Origin of the sequence: Pseudomonas sp. App30 (assembly GCF_047947025.1) — a bacterium.
Taxonomy (GTDB): Bacteria; Pseudomonadota; Gammaproteobacteria; order Pseudomonadales; family Pseudomonadaceae; genus Aquipseudomonas.
Window position 1 is genome coordinate 3471913 of sequence record NZ_CP133165.1, and the last position, 16806, is coordinate 3488718.

Consider the following 16806-nt stretch of genomic DNA (forward strand, 5'->3'; position numbering starts at 1 on the left):
GTGCACTGGAAATCTCCAGCGAGGCCCAGGGCCAGCGCAGCCTGACGGCAGCGGCTACGGGGTTACGGTTCACAGAAACTGATTGGCCGGCCTTTCCAGCCCCAGGTTCTCGCGCAGCGTGGTGCCTTCGTACTCGGTTCTGAACAACCCGCGGCGTTGCAGCTCGGGCACCACGTGGTCGGCGAAATCTTCCAGGCCGCCGGGCAAATGCGGCACCAGCACGTTGAAGCCGTCGGCCGCGCCTTGTTCGAACCATGCCTGCAACTGATCGGCAATCTGCACCGGGGTTCCGATCAGGCTGTAATGCCCACGTCCACCGGCGATCTTGCGGCCCAGTTCGGCCAGGCTCAACTGCTCGCGCCCAGCCAGTTCGGTCAGCAGTTTCTGCCGGCTTTGCTGGCCGCTGTCGGTCAGCGGCAGCTCGGGCAGCGGGCCGTCCAGCGGGTAGCCGGACAGGTCGAAGTTACCGAGCATACGCCCTAACAGCGCCACGCCGACCTCGGGTTCGACCAAAGCCTGGAACGCCTCGAATTTTTCCTGCGCCAGGGCTTCGGTCTCCCCTACCACCACGAACACGCCGGGCATGATTTTCAACGAATCGGCGCTGCGCCCGAACTTCGCCAGCCGGCCTTTCAAATCGGCGTAGAACGCCTGGGCATTGGCCAGCGAAGTCTGGGCAGTAAAGACCACTTCAGCGGTTTGCGCCGCCAGCTCGCGGCCGGTTTCCGAAGAGCCGGCCTGCACGATCACCGGCCGGCCCTGGGGCGAGCGGGCGACGTTGAGCGGGCCCTTGACCTTGAAGTGTTCGCCGCTGTGGTTGAGCACGTGCAACTTGGCGGGGTCGTAGTATTGGCCGCTGGCCTTGTCGCGGCGGAAAGCGTCGTCGCCCCAGCTGTCCCACAGGCCGGTGACCACTTGGTAGAACTCGCGGGCGCGGCTGTAGCGCTCGGCGTGGCCGATGTGTTCGTCACGGCCAAAGTTCAGCGCTTCGGCAGCGGCGTCCGAGGTCACCAGGTTCCAGCCGGCGCGGCCGCCGGACAGGTGGTCCAGCGAGGCGAACTTGCGCGCCACGTGGTAGGGCTCGTTGTAGCTGGTGGTGACGGTGCTGATCAGGCCGATGTGCTCGGTGACGGCGCTGAGCGCCGACAGCAGGGTCAGCGGCTCGAAGTGGTCGGAGCGCGCCATGCGGCTGGCGATGTCGCCGGTGGCCGCCGCCACGCTGTCGGCCACGAACAGCGTGTCGAAGCGCGCGCGCTCGGCCACCTGGGCCAGGTGCTTGTAGTGCTTGAAATCCAGCCCGGCGTTGGCCGGCACTTCTGGGTGCCGCCAGGCGGCCACGTGGTGACCGGTTGCCATCAGGAACGCGCCCAATTTCAGTTGTCGTGGTGCCTGGCTCATGTTCAGAAGTCCTTGCGTACTTGAATGCCGAAGTAACGTTGGTCGTCACGCGGTACCGCGCGGTAGATGTAGCCGGTGCCGCTGGCCAGCAGTGGCGAGTAGGACTTGTTCGCCAGGTTCTTGCCTTCCAGCGATACGCGCCAGCCGCTGCCGTAGTCGGCCAGGGCGACGCTGGCGTTCCAGATGCCGTAGGCGCCCTGCTCGGTCAGCGGGTTCTGGCTGATGTCGTACTGCACTTTGCTCTGCCAGTTGAAGTCGGTGCCCAGCTCGATGTCCATGCCGTTGTCCAGCGGGATGTCGTAGTCGGCGCGCACGTAGGTTTTCCAGTCCGGGCTGAACGGTAGGGTCTTGCCGTTGACGTTGCACGAGGCGGCGGCGCCGGCCGGGCAGCTGAACTGGTCGATGCGGGCGTGGGTGTAGGCGAACGCACCCGACAGTTTCAGGTTGCGGGTAGCCTGCAAGGCCCAGTCGCCCTCCACGCCTTCGGTGCTGACCGTGCCGGCGTTGATCAGGCGGGTCACCACCTGGTTGGCCACGGTGTCGTAGAAGTTGGCCTGGTAGTTGTTGTACTGGCTGTGGAACACCGCAAGGTTGGTGGTCAGGCGGTTGTTCCAGCTGGTGGCCTTCACGCCCAGTTCCCAGGTGTTCGAGGTTTCCGGCTTGAGCGCGTCGGTGTCACGCGGCTGCATGTTGAAGAACACGTTGTAGGCCGGGCCCTTGTAGCCGCGCGAGTAGGTCAGGTAGCTGGTGACGCTGTCGCTGAGGTCGTACTGCAGGCCCAGGCGGCCCGACCAGCCTTCGGCGTTGGTGTCGCCCGAGCTGCTGGTGGCCGGGTTGATGCCGTTCACCGCCACGGCCGAGGTGGAGGTGCGCTCGTGGTCGTACTTGAGCTCGTCGTGGGTCCAGCGCAGGCCGGCGATGCCGCGGAAGGTGGGGGTGAAGTTGAAGGTGTTCTCGCCGAACACCGCGTAGCTGTCGCTGGTGGTGCCGTAGTTGGCCAGGCCGCTGGTGGTGGCGGTCGGCGTGATGAGCGTGCGGCCGTAGGTTTCCTTGTCGCGGGCGTGCATGTAGTACAGGCCGGCCACGTATTCCATGAACTCGCCCTTGGGCGAGGCCAGGCGCAGCTCCTGGCTGTACTGGTCGTAGTCCAGCGTGCCTTTGTCCTGGATGCCCGGGTAGGCGGCGCTGATGGTGGCCAGGCGGTCGGCGTCCTGCCACTGGTCGTTGTTCCAGCCGCGCCAGGCGGTGATCGACGTCAGGGTGTAGTCGCCCAGGTTCCAGTCCGCCTGCGCGGAGAGGCCCTTGTTGATGTCATCGACGTGGGTGCGGTAGTCGCTGACGATGTCGCGGTTGTGCGAGCTGGCGGTGACCGGCGACAGCGCGCTGCCGAACGACGCCAGGGTGCTGGCGGCGACCACGCCGTTGGGGGCGTCGCTGGTGGCGTTCATGTAGTCGGCGGACAGGGTCAGCTTGAAGTCTTCGTTGGGGGTGAACTCCAGCTTGCCGCGCGCGCCCTTGCGGTTGTAGCCGTTGAGTTCCTGGCCGTTGGTCTTGTTGTGCACGTTGCCGTCGTAGTCGCTGACCAACGCGGTGACGTTGCCCTTCAGCACGCCGGGGATCAGCGTGCCGCCGATACCGAAGCGGGTGCGGCTTTCGTTGCCCTGGTAGTAGGACTGTTCCACGTAGCCGTGGGTCTCGTCGGTGGGCGCCTTGGTGACGATGTTAAGCACGCCGGCCGAGGCGTTCTTGCCGAACAGCGTGCCCTGCGGGCCGCGCAGCACTTCGATGCGGTCCAGGTCCAGCAGGTCGAGGGTGGCCATGCCCGGGCGGCCGTACACCACGCCGTCGACCACGGTGGCCACGGTGGGCTCCACGCCCGGCGAGGTGGAGATGGTGCCCACGCCGCGAATGAACAGCGAGGTGTCCTTGTTCGACGCGCCGGTGCGGAAGTTCACCGTGGGGATCTGCTGCACGATGCTTTCGATGTTGGTGCGGTTCTCGCGCCCCAGTTGCTCACCATCCACTACGGTGACGGCCACGGGCACCTTCTGCAGCGACTCTTCGCGGCGGGTGGCGGTGACGGTCACCGATTTCAGCACCGGTTCCGCGCTGCTGTCGGTGGCGGTGGTGGTGGTGGCATCCGCTGCCTGCACCGCGCCCAGCGGCATGGCCGCGCAGGCGGCCAGGGTCCAGCCGAAGGCCTGTACCAGCGCGGTGGTTTTGAAACGATCCCCAAATCGGTTTTGCATGTCGGATGCCCTGCTCGAAGGTTATGCCCTGGCCGTGGCTCTGCGGCCACTGCGTCTGTCGTTTCGCAGAAAAGGTGTCGTGGGCATTCGCTCGAGCGAGTAGCAGACAAAGCACTTTGTTAGCGCTAACATCGAAAGTATCGGCAATCCGGGCATAGACCGTCCAATACTGAAAAATTACTTTTATATGCGTTTAGGTTTTATCAGGAGGTTGAAGTGAGCGATGACAAGCGCAAGCGCCGTGGCGCCGGTCGGGTCACGCTGAACACCGTGGCGCGCCATGCCGGGGTGTCGGCGATTACCGTGTCGCGCTATTTCAACCAGCCCGAGCAGGTGTCGCCCGAGCGCCGCGAGCGCATCAAGGCGGCGGTGGATGAGCTGGGCTACGTGCCCAACCTGGTGGCCGGCGGCCTGGCCTCGGCGCGCGGGCGCATTGTCGGCATGGTGATTCCCAACATCTCCGGGCCGATCTTCGCCAACACCATCCAGGGCTTCAGCGATACCCTCAGCCGCCACGGCTACCAGCTGCTGCTGGCCTCCAGTTACTTCTCGGTAGAGCAGGAGGAAAGCGCCGTGCGCGCGTTCCTCGGCTGGTCACCGGCGGCGCTGGTGCTGACCAGCCATTTCCACAGCGAAGCCACCGAGAAGATGATCGCCGAGGCCGACATCCCCCTGATCGAGACCTGGGACTACCGGCCCGAGCGCAGCCCCATCCAGATCGGTTTCTCGCACTTCCAGGTGGGGGTCACGGCCACCCGTTACCTGCATGGCAAGGGCTACCAGCGCATCGCCTTCGTGCAGAACAGCGCGGCCGGCGACTTCAGCGCCCTGGAGCGGCGCGACGGCTACACCGCCACCATGGCCGAGTTGGGCCTGGCACCGCAGGTGTTCGCCCCACAGGAAGGCCTGGCGCCGTTCGAAGCGGGCAAGCAGGCCATGCAGGCGTTGATGGCCGGCGCGCAGCCGCCCCAGGCGATTATCTTTGCCAATGACAACCTGGCGGCCGGCGGCATGCTGGCGGGGCAGCGCGCAGGGGTGAAGATCCCCGAGGATTGCGCGGTGGTGGGGTTTGGCGATTACCCGTTCGCCGAGATGCTGATGCCCAGCCTGACCACCATCAAGCCTCCAGCGCTGGAGATTGGCGTGCTGGCGGCGACGCGGGTGTTGGAGAGTTTGGGCGAGGTGGAAGTCGAACGCCTCAACCTGCTGGAGTGCCGCCTGATCGAACGCGAGAGCGCCTGATGAATTCAAACCCGTAGGAGCCGACCTTGGTCGCGATGGGGCCCTTGAGGACGCCATCGCGACCAAGGTCGGCTCCTACCAGGTTTTTCCTCGAAAGACCTCCGCCACCCAATCCACGAACACCCGCACCCGCGGCGCCATGTGGCGGTTCTGCGGGTACAGCACCGATACCGGCATGGGCGGCGGCGGGAACTGCGGCAGCACCTCGCGTAGCAAGCCTTGCTCAATCGGCAGCGCCACCCGGTAGCGCGGCACCTGGAACAGCCCCAGCCCGGCAATCGCCGCTGCCGCGTAGATCTGCGTGCCGAACACCGAGATGGCCCCCGGCACCTGCACTTCCACCACCTCGCCATCGACCACGAATTCGAATGGGAACGGCTTGTTCGAGGTGCGCGACACGTAGTTCACCGCCTTGTGCTGCTGCAAATCCGCCAGCACCTGCGGCTCGCCGTGCGTGCGCAGGTAGGCGGGGCTGGCGCAGGTCACCTGCGGCAGGTTCGCCACCCGCCGGCCGATCAGCGACGAATCGCCCAGGTTGCCGGCGCGCACCACGCAGTCCACGCCCTCCTCGATCAGGTCGACGAAACGGTCCGCCTCGCTGAACGACAGCTCGATATCCGGGTAGCGGGCGATGAACTCGGGCAGCGCCGGCACCACGAAATAGCTGGCCAGCGAGCCGTGCAGGTCCACCCGCAACCGGCCCTTGGGCGCCACCTGGCGGAACGCCAGTTCGGCCTCTTCCAGCTCTGCCAGCAGGCGCACACAACGGGCGTAGTAGGCCTCGCCGTCCAGCGTGGGGCGCACGCGCCGGGTGCTGCGTTCCAGCAGCCGCGTGCCCAGCCAGGCTTCGAACTGGTTGAGGCTGTGGGTGAGTGTGGCGCGGGGCAGGTTCAGGTCTTCGGCCGCCAGGGTGAAGCTGCTGCGCTCGAAGATACGCACGAAGATTTTCATGGCGCGAACCTGGTCCATACAGCCCCCTGATTGTTGGCGAAAGTTGAACAGTCAAGGCAACTCTGGCGCATTTATCGGGCTGGGTAAACATGTGAATCTCTGCTCCACCCCTACCCGACACAGGACATCCCCCATGAGCAAAACAGCCATCGTCACCGGCGCCTCCCGCGGCATCGGCGCCGTGATCGCCCAACGCCTGGCCCAGGACGGCTTTGCCGTGGCCGTCAACTACGCCAGCAGCGCCGCCGAGGCCGAAGCCCTGGTCAGCCAGATCAAGGCAGCCGGCGGCCGCGCCATTGCGGTGAAGGCCGACGTGGCCAGCAGCAGTGACATGCGCCAGCTGTTCGACACCACCGAGCAGCAACTGGGCAAGGTCGACGTGCTGGTGAACAACGCCGGCATCATGAAACCCACCCCGATCGCCGAGACCTCGGACGAGCTGTACGAGCAGATCTTCGCCATCAACACCCGCGGCACCTTCAACGCCCTGCGCGAAGCCGCCACGCACCTGAACGACGGCGGGCGGGTGATCAACTTCTCAAGTTCGGCGCTGGGCCTGAAACTGCCTGGCTACGCCATCTACAACGCCAGCAAGGCGGCGGTGGAAGCCATGACCCATGTCTTTGCAAAAGAGCTGCGCGGGCGCCGAATCACCGTCAACGCCGTGGCGCCGGGGCCGGTGGCCACCGAGTTGTTCCTGACGGGGAAAAGCGAAGAGCAGATCCAGCACTTCGCCAAGCTGCCGCCGCTGGAGCGCCTGGGGCAGCCGGAGGATATCGCCGGCGTGGTGGCGTTCCTGGCAGGGCCCGACAGCGGCTGGGTCAACGGCCAGACCCTGCGCGCCAACGGCGGCATTGTCTAACTCACCCTCGTAGCAGCTGCCGAAGGCTGCGTCATGCACACAACCGCATAGGCTGTGACGCGGCCTGCGGCCGCTGCTACGGGGGTTAGCGGACCATGTGCAGGAACTGCATATGCCGCTCGTACTGGTCGAGGATGTCGTTGATGACCTGCTCACGGGTGTAGCCCACCAGGTCGTAGTCCTGGCTACCCTCGGCCAAGTGGACCTCGGCGCGGTAGTAACGACGGTTCTTCAGCTCCTTGGTGCCCATGCCGCCACGGGCGAACGACGGCGTGAAGTAGCCGCGCATCTGCACTTGGTAGATGAACGGGCGCTCCTCGCCGTGGCCGATTTCCAGGCTGACCTGGTCGTGGCTGAGGTCTTCCTGGGTCACCACCTTCAGGCCTTTCTCGGTGAACACCGCCGAGACTTCCTCGATGGCCGGGCGCACCAGGGTGTCCATGAAGCGGTACACCTCGTCGCGCGAGGGGAAGTGCACGGCCTGGCTCAGGCGCTGGCGCCAGCCGCCACGGCCGCGGCGGGCGTTGGTGGCCACCGGCGCCAGGGAGTACATCTGCGCGATCTTGCGCTGGGACTCCAGGTAGAACGCCTTGTGCAGGCCCCACATCATCGCCAGCAGAATCAGCGAGAACGGCAGCGAGGTCAGCACCACCGCCGACTTCAGCGAGTCGATGCTGCCGGCGAACAACAGCCCGCTGGTGATGACCGCAGTCATCACGCCCCAGAACACGCGCAGCCACTTGGGCCCATCTTCATCGGCGTTGCCGCCACGGGCCGACAAGGTCGACAGCACCACAGTGCCCGAGTCCGCCGAGGTGACGAAGAACACGAAGCTGATGAACACCGTCACGGCAATCACCGTGCGGCTCCAGGGGTAGGTTTCCAGCAGCAGGTACAGGGTCTTGGCCGGGTCTGCCAGGGCCGACTGGCCGAGGGCCGTCATGCCGTGGTTGAGCACCATGTCGATGGCGCTGTTGCCGAAGATCGACATCCACGCCAGGGTGAAGCCAAGCGGAATCAGCAGCACGCCGAAGACGAATTCGCGAATGGTGCGGCCACGGGAAATGCGCGCGATGAACAGCCCCACGAACGGCGCCCACGCGATCCACCAGGCCCAGTAGAACACCGTCCAGTTGCCCAGCCAGTCGCTGGGCTTGTCGTAGGCGTACACGTCGAAACTCTTCGACGGCAGCGCGCCCAGGTAGTCGCCGACGTTCTGGATCAGCGTGGTCAGCAGGTGCTGGGTGGGCCCGGCGAACAGCACGAACAGCAACAGCGCGACGGCCAGCAGCATGTTGATGTCGGACATCACCCGCACGCCCTTGTCCACGCCGGAGACGGCAACGATGATCGCCGCGCCCATCATCAGCGTGATCAGGATCACCTGCACCCACTGGGTGTGCGGCACGCCGAACAGAATATCCAGGCCGGAATTGAGGTGCAGCACGCCAAAGCCCATGTCGGCGCCCAGGCCGAACACCGTGGCAATGATGCCGAAGCCGTCCACTGCGTAGCCGATGGGCCCGTTGATGCGCTTGCCGATCAGCGGGTACAGCGCCGAGCGCAGCGCCAGCGGCAGGTTATGCCGGTAGGCGAAGTACGCCAGGGCCATGCCCACGAACGCGAACACGCCCCAGCCGTGCAGGCCCCAGTGCAGGAACAGCAGCTGCATGGCCTGGCGCGCGGCCGCCTGGGTGCCGCCCTCGCCTTGCGGCGGGGTGAGCATGTGGGTCAGGGGTTCGGAGACGCAGAAGAAAAACAGGGTGATGCTGATGCCTGCGGCGAACAGCATGCCGGCCCATGACAGGTAACTGAACTCGGGCTCGTCGTGGTCGGCACCGAGCTTGATCTTGCCGTAGCCAGACAAGGCGGTGACCACCACGAAGACCAGATACAGGGTCATGGCCAGCATGTAATACCAGCCAACGGTGTTGGCGGCCCAGGTTTGCGCGGCGGTGAGCCAGGCCCCGGCTTGTTGCGGGAAGGCGATGACGACGATGCCGAACAGCAGGATGAAGCTGGCGGCGAAGTAGAACACCGGGGGGTTCATGCGGACGTTGCCGCTGGCGGGAGAAGACGAGGCACTCATTGGCAGTGCACCTCGAAAGGCGGGAAAGCAGCTGAATAGAGCGTTTTCAGCAAGGGATGACCTCCTGTAGAACGCGAATCGCGAACATCTTTTAAATTGAACAACCGTTCAATTTAACCACACAACCGCCCCGCCCTCCAAACCGGGCCCTGTGGGAGCTGGCTTGCCAGCGAGCTTTGCGGGCCTAAACAGCTCGCTGGCAAGCCAGCTCCCACGGTTACTTCTGCGTCCCGTCATCGTGCTGCAGATTCGCCTGCGTCAGGTTGCTGCCCGGCGCCACGTTGCGGGTCAGCCAGACGTTGCCGCCAATGGTCGAGCCCTTGCCGATGGTGATGCGCCCCAGGATGGTGGCCCCGGCATAGATCACCACGTCGTCCTCGACGATCGGGTGGCGCGGGTGGCCTTTCTGCAGCTGCCCCGACTCGTCCGCCGGGAAGCGCTTGGCGCCCAGGGTCACGGCCTGGTAGATGCGCACGCGCTCGCCGATGATCGCCGTCTCGCCGATTACTACGCCGGTGCCATGGTCGATGAAGAAGCTGGGGCCGATCTGCGCGCCGGGGTGAATATCGATGCCGGTAGCCGAGTGCGCCAGCTCCGAGCTGATGCGCGCCAGCAACGGCAGGCCAGCGCGGTACAGGTGGTGCGCCAGGCGGTGGTGGATGATGGCGAGGATGCCGGGGTAGCACAGCAGCACCTCGTCCACGCTGCGCGCCGCCGGGTCGCCGTGGTAGGCGGCCAGCACGTCGGTGTCCAGCAAGATGCGCAGCCCGGGCAGCGCCGCGGCGAAGCCCTGGATCAGCTGCAGCGCATGGGCGTCCACGTCTTCCTGCTGTTGCTGGTGGCGCGCGGCATAGCGCAGCTCCAGCCGGGCCTGGGCCAGCAGCGCGTTGAGCGCGGCGTCCAGGGTGTGGCCGACGTAGAAGTCCTCGCTTTCCTCGCGCAGGTCCACCGGCCCCAGGCGCATGGGGAACAGCGCGCCGCACAGCTGTTCAAGAATGCAGCGCACCGCTTCGCGCGACGGCAGCTGCCGGCCCCCCTGCTCGCCACTGCTGCGCCCGTTTTCACGGCGCCACTGCTCACGCGCACCGCGCAACTGGCCGACGATGGACTGCAACTGCCAATGGCCGTTCGCCGCTTGGGGTTTGTCGCTCACGATGGGGTACTCCTGATATGGCCGCCTGTTCGGCGCCCACTGTACGGTAGATTGTCGCACCGCAAAAAGAACGGATTCTGATGGGCGGTGAGGTTATGAACATAAGCTTTATGGGAGCTGGCTTGCCAGCGAGCTGTTCGGGCCCGCTAAAAAGCTCGCTGGCAAGCCAGCTCCCACAGGGATGTGGGGTTGCCCCCCAATCTGTGCCTGCCTATAGTCCTGTTTCCCCCAACACCGGATTCCCCATGATCACGCAATCGCTTGCCCGCTTCCCACGCCTCGACCTCCTGGGTGCCCCCACTGCACTGGAAAAACTCGAGCGACTGTCACAGTGGGTCGGCCGCGATATCTACGTGAAACGTGACGACCTGACCCCGCTGGCCATGGGCGGCAACAAGCTGCGCAAGCTTGAATACCTGGCCGCCGACGCCCTGGCCCAAGGCTGCGACACCCTGATCACCGCCGGCGCCATCCAGTCCAACCACGTGCGCCAGACCGCGGCCATCGCCGCCAAGCTGGGCCTGGGCTGCGTGGCGCTGCTGGAAAACCCCATCGCCACCGACGACAGCAACTACCTGGGCAACGGCAACCGCCTGCTGCTGGACCTGTTCGATGCCAAGGTCGAGCTGGTGGAAAACCTCGACAACGCCGACGAGCAGCTGCAAGCCCTGGCCCGCCGCCTGGCCGACAGCGGCCGCAAGCCGTATCTGGTGCCGATCGGCGGCTCCAACGCCCTGGGCGCCCTGGGCTACGTGCGCGCCGGCCTGGAACTGGCCGAGCAGATCAAGGCCACCGGCCTGGACTTTGCCGCCGTGGTGCTGGCCTCGGGCAGCGCCGGCACCCACAGCGGCCTGGCCCTGGGCCTGGGCGAGTCGCTGCCGCAACTGCCGGTAATCGGCGTCACCGTGTCGCGCACCGACGAAGCCCAGCGCCCCAAGGTGCAGGGCCTGGCCGAACGCACTGCCGAGCTGCTGGGCGTGCCGCTGCCGGACAACTTCAAGGTCACCCTGTGGGATGAATTCTTCGGCCCGCGCTATGGTGAACCTAACGCCGGCACGTTGTCGGCCATCAAGCTGGTCGCCAACCAGGAAGGCCTGCTGCTGGACCCGGTGTACACCGGCAAGGCCATGGCCGGCCTGCTGGACGGCATCGGCCGCCAGCGCCTGGACGCCGGCCCGGTGATTTTCCTGCACACCGGCGGCGCCCCGGCGCTGTTCGCCTACCCCGGCATCTGGTCGAACTGATATAGCTGGAACAGAAGAAAGCTGAATTTTTTATTATTTTCAGCCATAACGACAGGCGGCGATAATCAGCCACCAACGCAAGGATGCGTGCCTTCCCTCACAACAACATATGGGGCATCACATGACTTTCTCTTCGTTGCGTCGCAATCTCCTCATTGCCAGCATGGGCCTGGTCATGGGTTCCGCTTTGATCGGCCAGGCCGTGGCCGGTGACGAGCTGAAATCCATCCAGGACAAGGGCAGCATCAGCGTCGGCCTGGAAGGCACCTACCCACCGTTCAGCTATGTCGACGAAAACGGCAAGCTCACCGGCTTCGAAGTGGAGTTCGCCCAGGCCCTGGCCAAGGAGCTGGGCGTGACCGCCAAGCTGCAGCCGACCAAGTGGGACGGCATTCTTGCAGCGCTGGAATCCAAGCGCCTGGACGTGGCCATCAACCAGGTGACCATCTCCGAAGAGCGCAAGAAGAAGTACGACTTCTCCGAGCCCTACACCGTGTCCGGCATCCAGGCCCTGACCCAGAAGAAAGACGCCGGCAAGATCGCCTCGGCCAACGACCTGAACGGCAAGAAGGTCGGCGTGGGCCTGGGCACCAACTACGAGCAATGGCTGAAGGACAACGTGCCGGGCGCGATCATCAAGACCTACGACGATGACCCCACCAAGTACCAGGACCTGCGCGTTGGCCGTATCGACGCCATCCTGGTCGACCGCCTGGCCGCCTTCGAGCTGATCAGCAAGACCAACGACACCCTGGCCGTCTCCGGCCCGGCGTTCTCCCGCCAGGAAGCCGGCGTGACCCTGCGCAAGGGCGAGCCTGAGCTGCTGGCCGCCATCAACAAGGCCATCGACAAACTGCGCGCGGACGGCACCCTGGCCAAGCTGTCGCAGAAGTACTTCAACGCTGACGTGACCAAATGATTGAAGAAAGTCTGAAACTGGCGCTGGATTCAGCGCCTTTCCTGCTCAAGGGCGCCGAATTCACGGTGCTCCTGAGCCTTGGGGGCATGTTTTTCGGTTTGCTGCTGGGCTTCGGCCTGGCGCTGATGCGCTTGTCGCGCTTCATGCTGGCGCGCGGCGTTTCGCGGGTGTACGTGTCGTTCTTCCGCGGCACGCCGCTGCTGGTGCAACTGTTCGTGATCTATTACGGCCTGCCGCAGGTTGGCATCGAGCTGGACCCGCTGCCGGCCGCCATGATCGGCTTCTCGCTGAACATGGCGGCCTACGTCTGTGAAATCCTGCGCGCGGCCATCAGTTCCGTGGACCGGGGCCAGTGGGAAGCGGCTGCCAGCATCGGCATGACCCGTGGCCAGACCCTGCGCCGGGCGATCCTGCCGCAAGCCGCGCGCACCGCCCTGCCGCCGCTGGGCAACAGCTTCATCTCGCTGGTGAAGGACACGGCGTTGGCCGCGACCATCCAGGTGCCCGAGTTGTTCCGCCAGGCGCAACTGATCACCGCGCGTACGTTCGAAGTGTTCACCATGTACCTGGCCGCCGCGCTGATCTACTGGGTACTGGCCAGCGCACTGTCGGCGCTGCAGAACCGTCTCGAAGCGCGGGTGAACCGCCATGACCAGGAGGCCTGACGCCATGATCGTGGTGGAAAAACTGACCAAGCATTTCAACGGCAACGCCGTGCTCAAGGGCATCGACCTGCAGGTGGATGCCGGTGAGGTGGTGGCCATCATCGGCCCCAGCGGCTCGGGCAAGACAACCTTCCTGCGCTGCCTGAACCTGCTGGAAACCCCGGACAGCGGACGGATCCGTATGGGTGACATCGAGATCGACGGCAGCCGCATCGCCCAGCAGCAAGGGCTGATTCGGCGCCTGCGCCAGCAGGTGGGCTTCGTGTTCCAGAACTTCAACCTGTTCCCGCACCGCACCGCGCTGGAAAACGTGATTGAAGGCCCGGTGGTGGTCAAGAAGACCCCGCGCGCCCAGGCCGAGGCCCTGGGCCGCAAGCTGTTGGCCAAGGTTGGCCTGGCCGGCAAGGAAGACGCCTACCCGCGCCGGCTGTCCGGTGGCCAGCAGCAACGGGTGGCCATCGCCCGCGCACTGGCCATGGAGCCGGAGGTGATTCTGTTCGACGAACCCACCTCGGCGCTGGACCCGGAGCTGGTGGGCGAAGTGCTGGCGACCATTCGCAGCCTGGCCGAAGAAAAGCGCACGATGATCATCGTCACCCACGAAATGGCATTCGCCCGTGACGTGGCCAACCGTGTGGTGTTCTTCGACAAGGGCGTGATCGTGGAACAGGGCGAGGCGAAAGCGTTGTTCGCCAACCCTCGCGAAGAACGCACCAAGCAGTTCCTGAGCAAGTTCCTGGCCGGGTAAACGCTACCCCCGTAGCCGCTGCCGCAGGCTGCGCTGGCCCTTTGCCTCACTGAAGATCTCCGGTGAACGCGAGGGCCAGCGCAGCCTACGGCAGCGGCTACGCGTTTGGGGTACTGCCTGTAGGAACCGTCTGAACGCAACCAACGGCAATCCCCCCATCTTGACCCCACCCTAGCGAGCACCTATGAAGGACGCCGGCCTTCAAGGAGAATCGCCATGCGCCTGTTCAACGGATCTGAACTCTTGCCCCCTGCCCTGCCGCTGCTGGCCAACCACGGCCTCGGCCTGCATGCCAGCCGCCACCTGTGCGCCGCCATCGAACCCTGGGAACACATGGACCAGGGCGACCTGCTGGAGCTGTTCTGGAACAGCTGCTTCGTCACCGCCCACGTCGTGCAGCCCGGCGAGCCCGGCCGCACCATGCAACTGCCGATCCCGGCCAGCTTCGCCCTGAACGGCGAGGCGCACCTGTATTACCGGGTGCTGCGCGTGGGGTATCAGGCGCAACGCTCACCGGCGCTGGCCTTCAGCGTGAAACTGCAGTGCCCGGGCAACCCGTTGCACGGCGCCGAGGAAAACCAGTTCCTCGCCCCGCTGGAACTGCCCGAGGCAGTCTGCCTGAACACCCTCAAGCGCGGCGTGCCGTTCAGTGTCGAGCCCTGGCAGCACATGGCTGCGCTGGATTGCCTGACCCTGCGCTGGGGCGACCTGCGCCTGGACCTGCCGCCCCTGCTGCCAAGCCAGGTGGGGCTGCCGGTGAGCGGCCGCATCCCCAAGAAGGTCATCCGCGAAGCCGGCCAGGACGACCACCTGGAAGCCACCTATTGCATCCTCGACCGGGTCGGCAACCCGTCTGGCTGGGCCCCTGCCCGGCAAGTGCGGGTGTACCGCGACGCCACTTCTATTGATATTCCTAAAGGTTAGTATATTTAAACTTTATACACGATTAGGGTATATGAACCGGACCACCGGACCTGCGCATTTTCCGCCGCGACAACGCGGCGCTATTCCGCCGAGGACTATCTGGTGACCGGTAAAAAGATCCTGCTCAACGCCTTCAACATGAACTGCATAGGGCACATCAACCACGGCCTGTGGACACACCCGCGCGACACCTCCAGCCAGTACAAGACAATCGAATACTGGACCGAGCTGGCGAAGACGCTGGAACGCGGCCTGTTCGACGGGCTGTTCATCGCCGACATCGTCGGCGTGTATGACGTGTACCAACACAGCGTCGAGGTGCCGCTGCGCGAGGCCATCCAGCTGCCGGTCAACGACCCGCTGCTGCTGGTGTCGGCCATGGCCGCCGTCACCCGGCACCTGGGCTTCGGCCTGACCGCCAACCTCACCTACGAGCCGCCCTACCTGTTCGCCCGGCGCATGTCCACGCTCGACCACCTGAGCCGTGGCCGCGTGGGCTGGAACATCGTCACCGGCTACCTGGACAGCGCCGCCAAGGCCATGGGCCTCAGCGAGCAGGCCGAGCACGACCGCCGCTACGACCAGGCCGACGAATACCTGCAGGTGCTGTACAAGCTGTGGGAAGGCAGCTGGGAGGACGACGCCGTGGTCAACGACCCGGCACGCCGGGTTTACGCCGAGCCAAGCAAGGTGCACAAGGTGCGGCACCAGGGCGAGTTCTACCAGGTTGACGGCTACCACCTGTGCGAGCCATCGCCACAGCGCACGCCGGTGCTGTTCCAGGCCGGCGCCTCGGACCGCGGCCTGCTGTTCGCCGGCCGCCACGCCGAGTGTGTGTTCATCAGCGGCCAGACCAAGGCGGCTACCCGCGCCCAGGTGGACAAGGTACGCGCCAGCGCCGCTGCGGCCGGCCGCCGCGCCGAGGACATCAAGGTGTTCATGGGCCTGACAGTGATTGTCGCTGCCACCGAGGAAGCCGCCCACGCCAAGCACGCCGAATACCTGCAATACGCCAGCGCCGAGGCCGGCGTGGCGCATTTCGCCAGCTCCACCGGTATCGATTTCGCCCAGTACGCACTCGACGAGCCGATCCAGTACGTGAAAAGCAACGCCATCCAGTCGGCCACCAAGAACCTGCAGAACAACGACTGGACCCGCCGCAAGCTGCTGGACCAGCACGCCCTGGGCGGCCGCTACATCACCCTGGTCGGTTCACCCCAGCAGGTGGCGGACCAGCTGATTGCCTGGATCGACGAGACCGGCCTGGACGGGTTCAACCTGGCGCGCACGGTCACCCCGGAAAGCTACGTGGACTTCATCGACCTGGTGGTGCCGGAACTGCAGCAACGCGGGCGCTACAAGACCGCGTACGGCGACGGCACCCTGCGCGAAAAACTCTTCGAGCACGGCCCGCGCCTGCCCCACAACCACATCGCCAGCGAATTCAAACACCCTGCTGCCTGACTACGTACCTGTGGGAGCTGGCTTGCCAGCGAGCTTTTGAGGCCGCCAAAAGCTCGCTGGCAAGCCAGCTCCCACAGAATCCAGATGAATTCCGGAAGAACTGACATGAAAAAACTCACCACCCTGCTGCTCGCGCTCGGCCTGGCCACGGGGCTTGCCCATGCTGCCGACGCGCCGCTGAAAATCGGCACCACCGCCGCCTTCGCCATCCCGCTGGAGGCCGCCGTGGCCGAGGCCGACAAGCAAGGCCTGAAGGTGCAACTGGTGGAGTTCACCGACTGGATCGCGCCCAACGTCAGCCTGGCGGCCGGCGATATCGACGTGAACTACTTCCAGCACATCCCGTTCCTGGAAAACGCCAAGGCCGCTGCCGGCTTCGACCTAGTGCCCTACGCTCCCGGCATCATCAACAACGTCGGCCTGTACTCGAAGAAGTACAAGAGCCTTGACCAGCTGCCCGACGGCGCCACCGTGGCCATCGCCAACGACCCGATCAACAGCGGCCGCGGCCTGCAGCTGCTGGCCAAGGCCAAGCTCATCAGCCTCAAGGACGGCGTGGGCTACAAGGCCACCGAGGACGACATCACCGCCAACCCCAAGCACCTGAAGATCCTGCAGGTGGAAGCCGTGCAGCTGGTGCGCGCCTACGATGACGCTGACCTGGTGCAGGGCTACCCGGCCTACATCCGCCTGGCCAAGACCTTCGACGCCGAGTCGGCGCTGCTGTTCGACGGCGTCGACCACCCTGAATACGTGATCCAGTTCGTGATCCAGCCCAAGGAAAAGGCCGACCCGCGCCTGGCCAAGTTCGTCGATATCTACCAGCACTCGCCGGTGGTCCGCGCGGCCTTGGACAAGACCTACGGCAAGCTGTACCAGACCGGCTGGGGAGGCTGAC

Annotated in this window: 14 protein-coding genes; 9 read left to right on the forward strand and 5 right to left on the reverse strand. The window is 65.3% G+C overall.

The annotated features are described in order from the left end of the window. Positions 1-69: 69 nt before the first annotated feature. Complete coding sequence (locus RAM80_RS16245) at positions 70-1398, reverse strand: LLM class flavin-dependent oxidoreductase (RefSeq protein ID WP_416421518.1); 1329 nt, start codon at positions 1396-1398, stop codon at positions 70-72. A 2-nt stretch (positions 1399-1400) separates the two neighbouring features. Then, positions 1401-3647 carry a TonB-dependent receptor gene (locus RAM80_RS16250; RefSeq protein WP_416421519.1) on the reverse strand — a complete coding sequence of 749 codons (2247 nt, stop codon included), beginning with the start codon at positions 3645-3647 and terminating at the stop codon, positions 1401-1403. Positions 3648-3863: 216 nt separating this feature from the next. Between RAM80_RS16250 and RAM80_RS16255 the strand changes: the two genes are divergently transcribed. Next, positions 3864-4889 (forward strand): LacI family DNA-binding transcriptional regulator, encoded by a 1026-nt coding sequence (locus RAM80_RS16255; RefSeq protein WP_416421520.1) that lies wholly within the window; start codon positions 3864-3866, stop codon positions 4887-4889. Between the two features lie 75 nt (positions 4890-4964). Here the strand turns inward: RAM80_RS16255 and RAM80_RS16260 are convergent, their stop codons facing one another. Beyond that, positions 4965-5858 (reverse strand): LysR family transcriptional regulator, encoded by an 894-nt coding sequence (locus RAM80_RS16260; RefSeq protein ID WP_416421521.1) that lies wholly within the window; start codon positions 5856-5858, stop codon positions 4965-4967. 115 nt (positions 5859-5973) lie between these two features. Here RAM80_RS16260 and RAM80_RS16265 point away from each other — a divergent pair, with 115 nt between their 5' ends. Beyond that, the gene (locus tag RAM80_RS16265; RefSeq protein ID WP_416421522.1) at positions 5974-6702 is read left to right on the forward strand and encodes an SDR family oxidoreductase; all 729 of its coding nucleotides are present in this window, start codon (positions 5974-5976) and stop codon (positions 6700-6702) included. 85 nt (positions 6703-6787) lie between these two features. Here RAM80_RS16265 and betT read toward each other — a convergent pair whose 3' ends face one another. Continuing rightward, positions 6788-8752: a choline transporter BetT gene (gene betT, locus RAM80_RS16270; protein WP_416427495.1), complete on the reverse strand. Its 1965-nt coding sequence runs from the start codon at positions 8750-8752 to the stop codon at positions 6788-6790. A 256-nt stretch (positions 8753-9008) separates the two neighbouring features. After that, complete coding sequence (epsC, locus tag RAM80_RS16275; RefSeq protein WP_416421523.1) at positions 9009-9944, reverse strand: serine O-acetyltransferase EpsC; 936 nt, start codon at positions 9942-9944, stop codon at positions 9009-9011. Positions 9945-10189: 245 nt separating this feature from the next. Here epsC and RAM80_RS16280 point away from each other — a divergent pair, with 245 nt between their 5' ends. The 7 genes from RAM80_RS16280 to RAM80_RS16310 all read left to right on the forward strand — a co-directional run bounded on the left by RAM80_RS16280 (position 10190) and on the right by RAM80_RS16310 (position 16805). Next, on the forward strand, positions 10190-11188 hold the full coding sequence (locus RAM80_RS16280; RefSeq protein WP_416421524.1) for a D-cysteine desulfhydrase: 999 nt from the start codon (positions 10190-10192) through the stop codon (positions 11186-11188). 121 nt (positions 11189-11309) lie between these two features. Beyond that, positions 11310-12107, forward strand: a complete 798-nt coding sequence (gene tcyJ / locus RAM80_RS16285; protein ID WP_416421525.1) for a cystine ABC transporter substrate-binding protein — start codon at positions 11310-11312, stop codon at positions 12105-12107. Continuing rightward, on the forward strand, positions 12104-12772 hold the full coding sequence (tcyL, locus tag RAM80_RS16290) for a cystine ABC transporter permease (RefSeq protein WP_416421526.1): 669 nt from the start codon (positions 12104-12106) through the stop codon (positions 12770-12772). Before tcyJ ends, tcyL begins: the two co-directional genes overlap by 4 nt. A 4-nt stretch (positions 12773-12776) precedes the next feature. Beyond that, entirely contained in the window at positions 12777-13520 is a 744-nt protein-coding gene (gene tcyN, locus RAM80_RS16295; protein WP_416427497.1) for an L-cystine ABC transporter ATP-binding protein TcyN, read from the forward strand. Between the two features lie 216 nt (positions 13521-13736). After that, positions 13737-14444, forward strand: a complete 708-nt coding sequence (locus RAM80_RS16300) for a hypothetical protein (RefSeq protein WP_416421527.1) — start codon at positions 13737-13739, stop codon at positions 14442-14444. A gap of 102 nt (positions 14445-14546) precedes the next feature. Then, positions 14547-15908, forward strand: a complete 1362-nt coding sequence (locus tag RAM80_RS16305) for an LLM class flavin-dependent oxidoreductase (protein ID WP_416421528.1) — start codon at positions 14547-14549, stop codon at positions 15906-15908. A 105-nt stretch (positions 15909-16013) separates the two neighbouring features. Further along, a complete protein-coding gene (locus RAM80_RS16310) occupies positions 16014-16805 on the forward strand; it encodes a MetQ/NlpA family ABC transporter substrate-binding protein (RefSeq protein ID WP_416421529.1) in 792 nt (263 codons plus the stop codon). Position 16806 lies beyond the last annotated feature (1 nt).

Bases quoted from the DNA above. Each gene is read 5' to 3' on its own strand.
- RAM80_RS16245 (WP_416421518.1), bottom strand. From the start codon at position 1,398: ATGAGCCAGGCACCACGACAACTGAAATTGGGCGCGTTCCTGATGGCA.
- RAM80_RS16250 (WP_416421519.1), bottom strand. From the start codon at position 3,647: ATGCAAAACCGATTTGGGGATCGTTTCAAAACCACCGCGCTGGTACAG.
- RAM80_RS16260 (WP_416421521.1), bottom strand. From the start codon at position 5,858: ATGGACCAGGTTCGCGCCATGAAAATCTTCGTGCGTATCTTCGAGCGC.
- RAM80_RS16265 (WP_416421522.1), top strand. From the start codon at position 5,974: ATGAGCAAAACAGCCATCGTCACCGGCGCCTCCCGCGGCATCGGCGCC.
- betT (WP_416427495.1), bottom strand. From the start codon at position 8,752: ATGAACCCCCCGGTGTTCTACTTCGCCGCCAGCTTCATCCTGCTGTTC.
- RAM80_RS16280 (WP_416421524.1), top strand. From the start codon at position 10,190: ATGATCACGCAATCGCTTGCCCGCTTCCCACGCCTCGACCTCCTGGGT.
- tcyJ (WP_416421525.1), top strand. From the start codon at position 11,310: ATGACTTTCTCTTCGTTGCGTCGCAATCTCCTCATTGCCAGCATGGGC.
- tcyL (WP_416421526.1), top strand. From the start codon at position 12,104: ATGATTGAAGAAAGTCTGAAACTGGCGCTGGATTCAGCGCCTTTCCTG.
- tcyN (WP_416427497.1), top strand. From the start codon at position 12,777: ATGATCGTGGTGGAAAAACTGACCAAGCATTTCAACGGCAACGCCGTG.
- RAM80_RS16300 (WP_416421527.1), top strand. From the start codon at position 13,737: ATGCGCCTGTTCAACGGATCTGAACTCTTGCCCCCTGCCCTGCCGCTG.
- RAM80_RS16310 (WP_416421529.1), top strand. From the start codon at position 16,014: ATGAAAAAACTCACCACCCTGCTGCTCGCGCTCGGCCTGGCCACGGGG.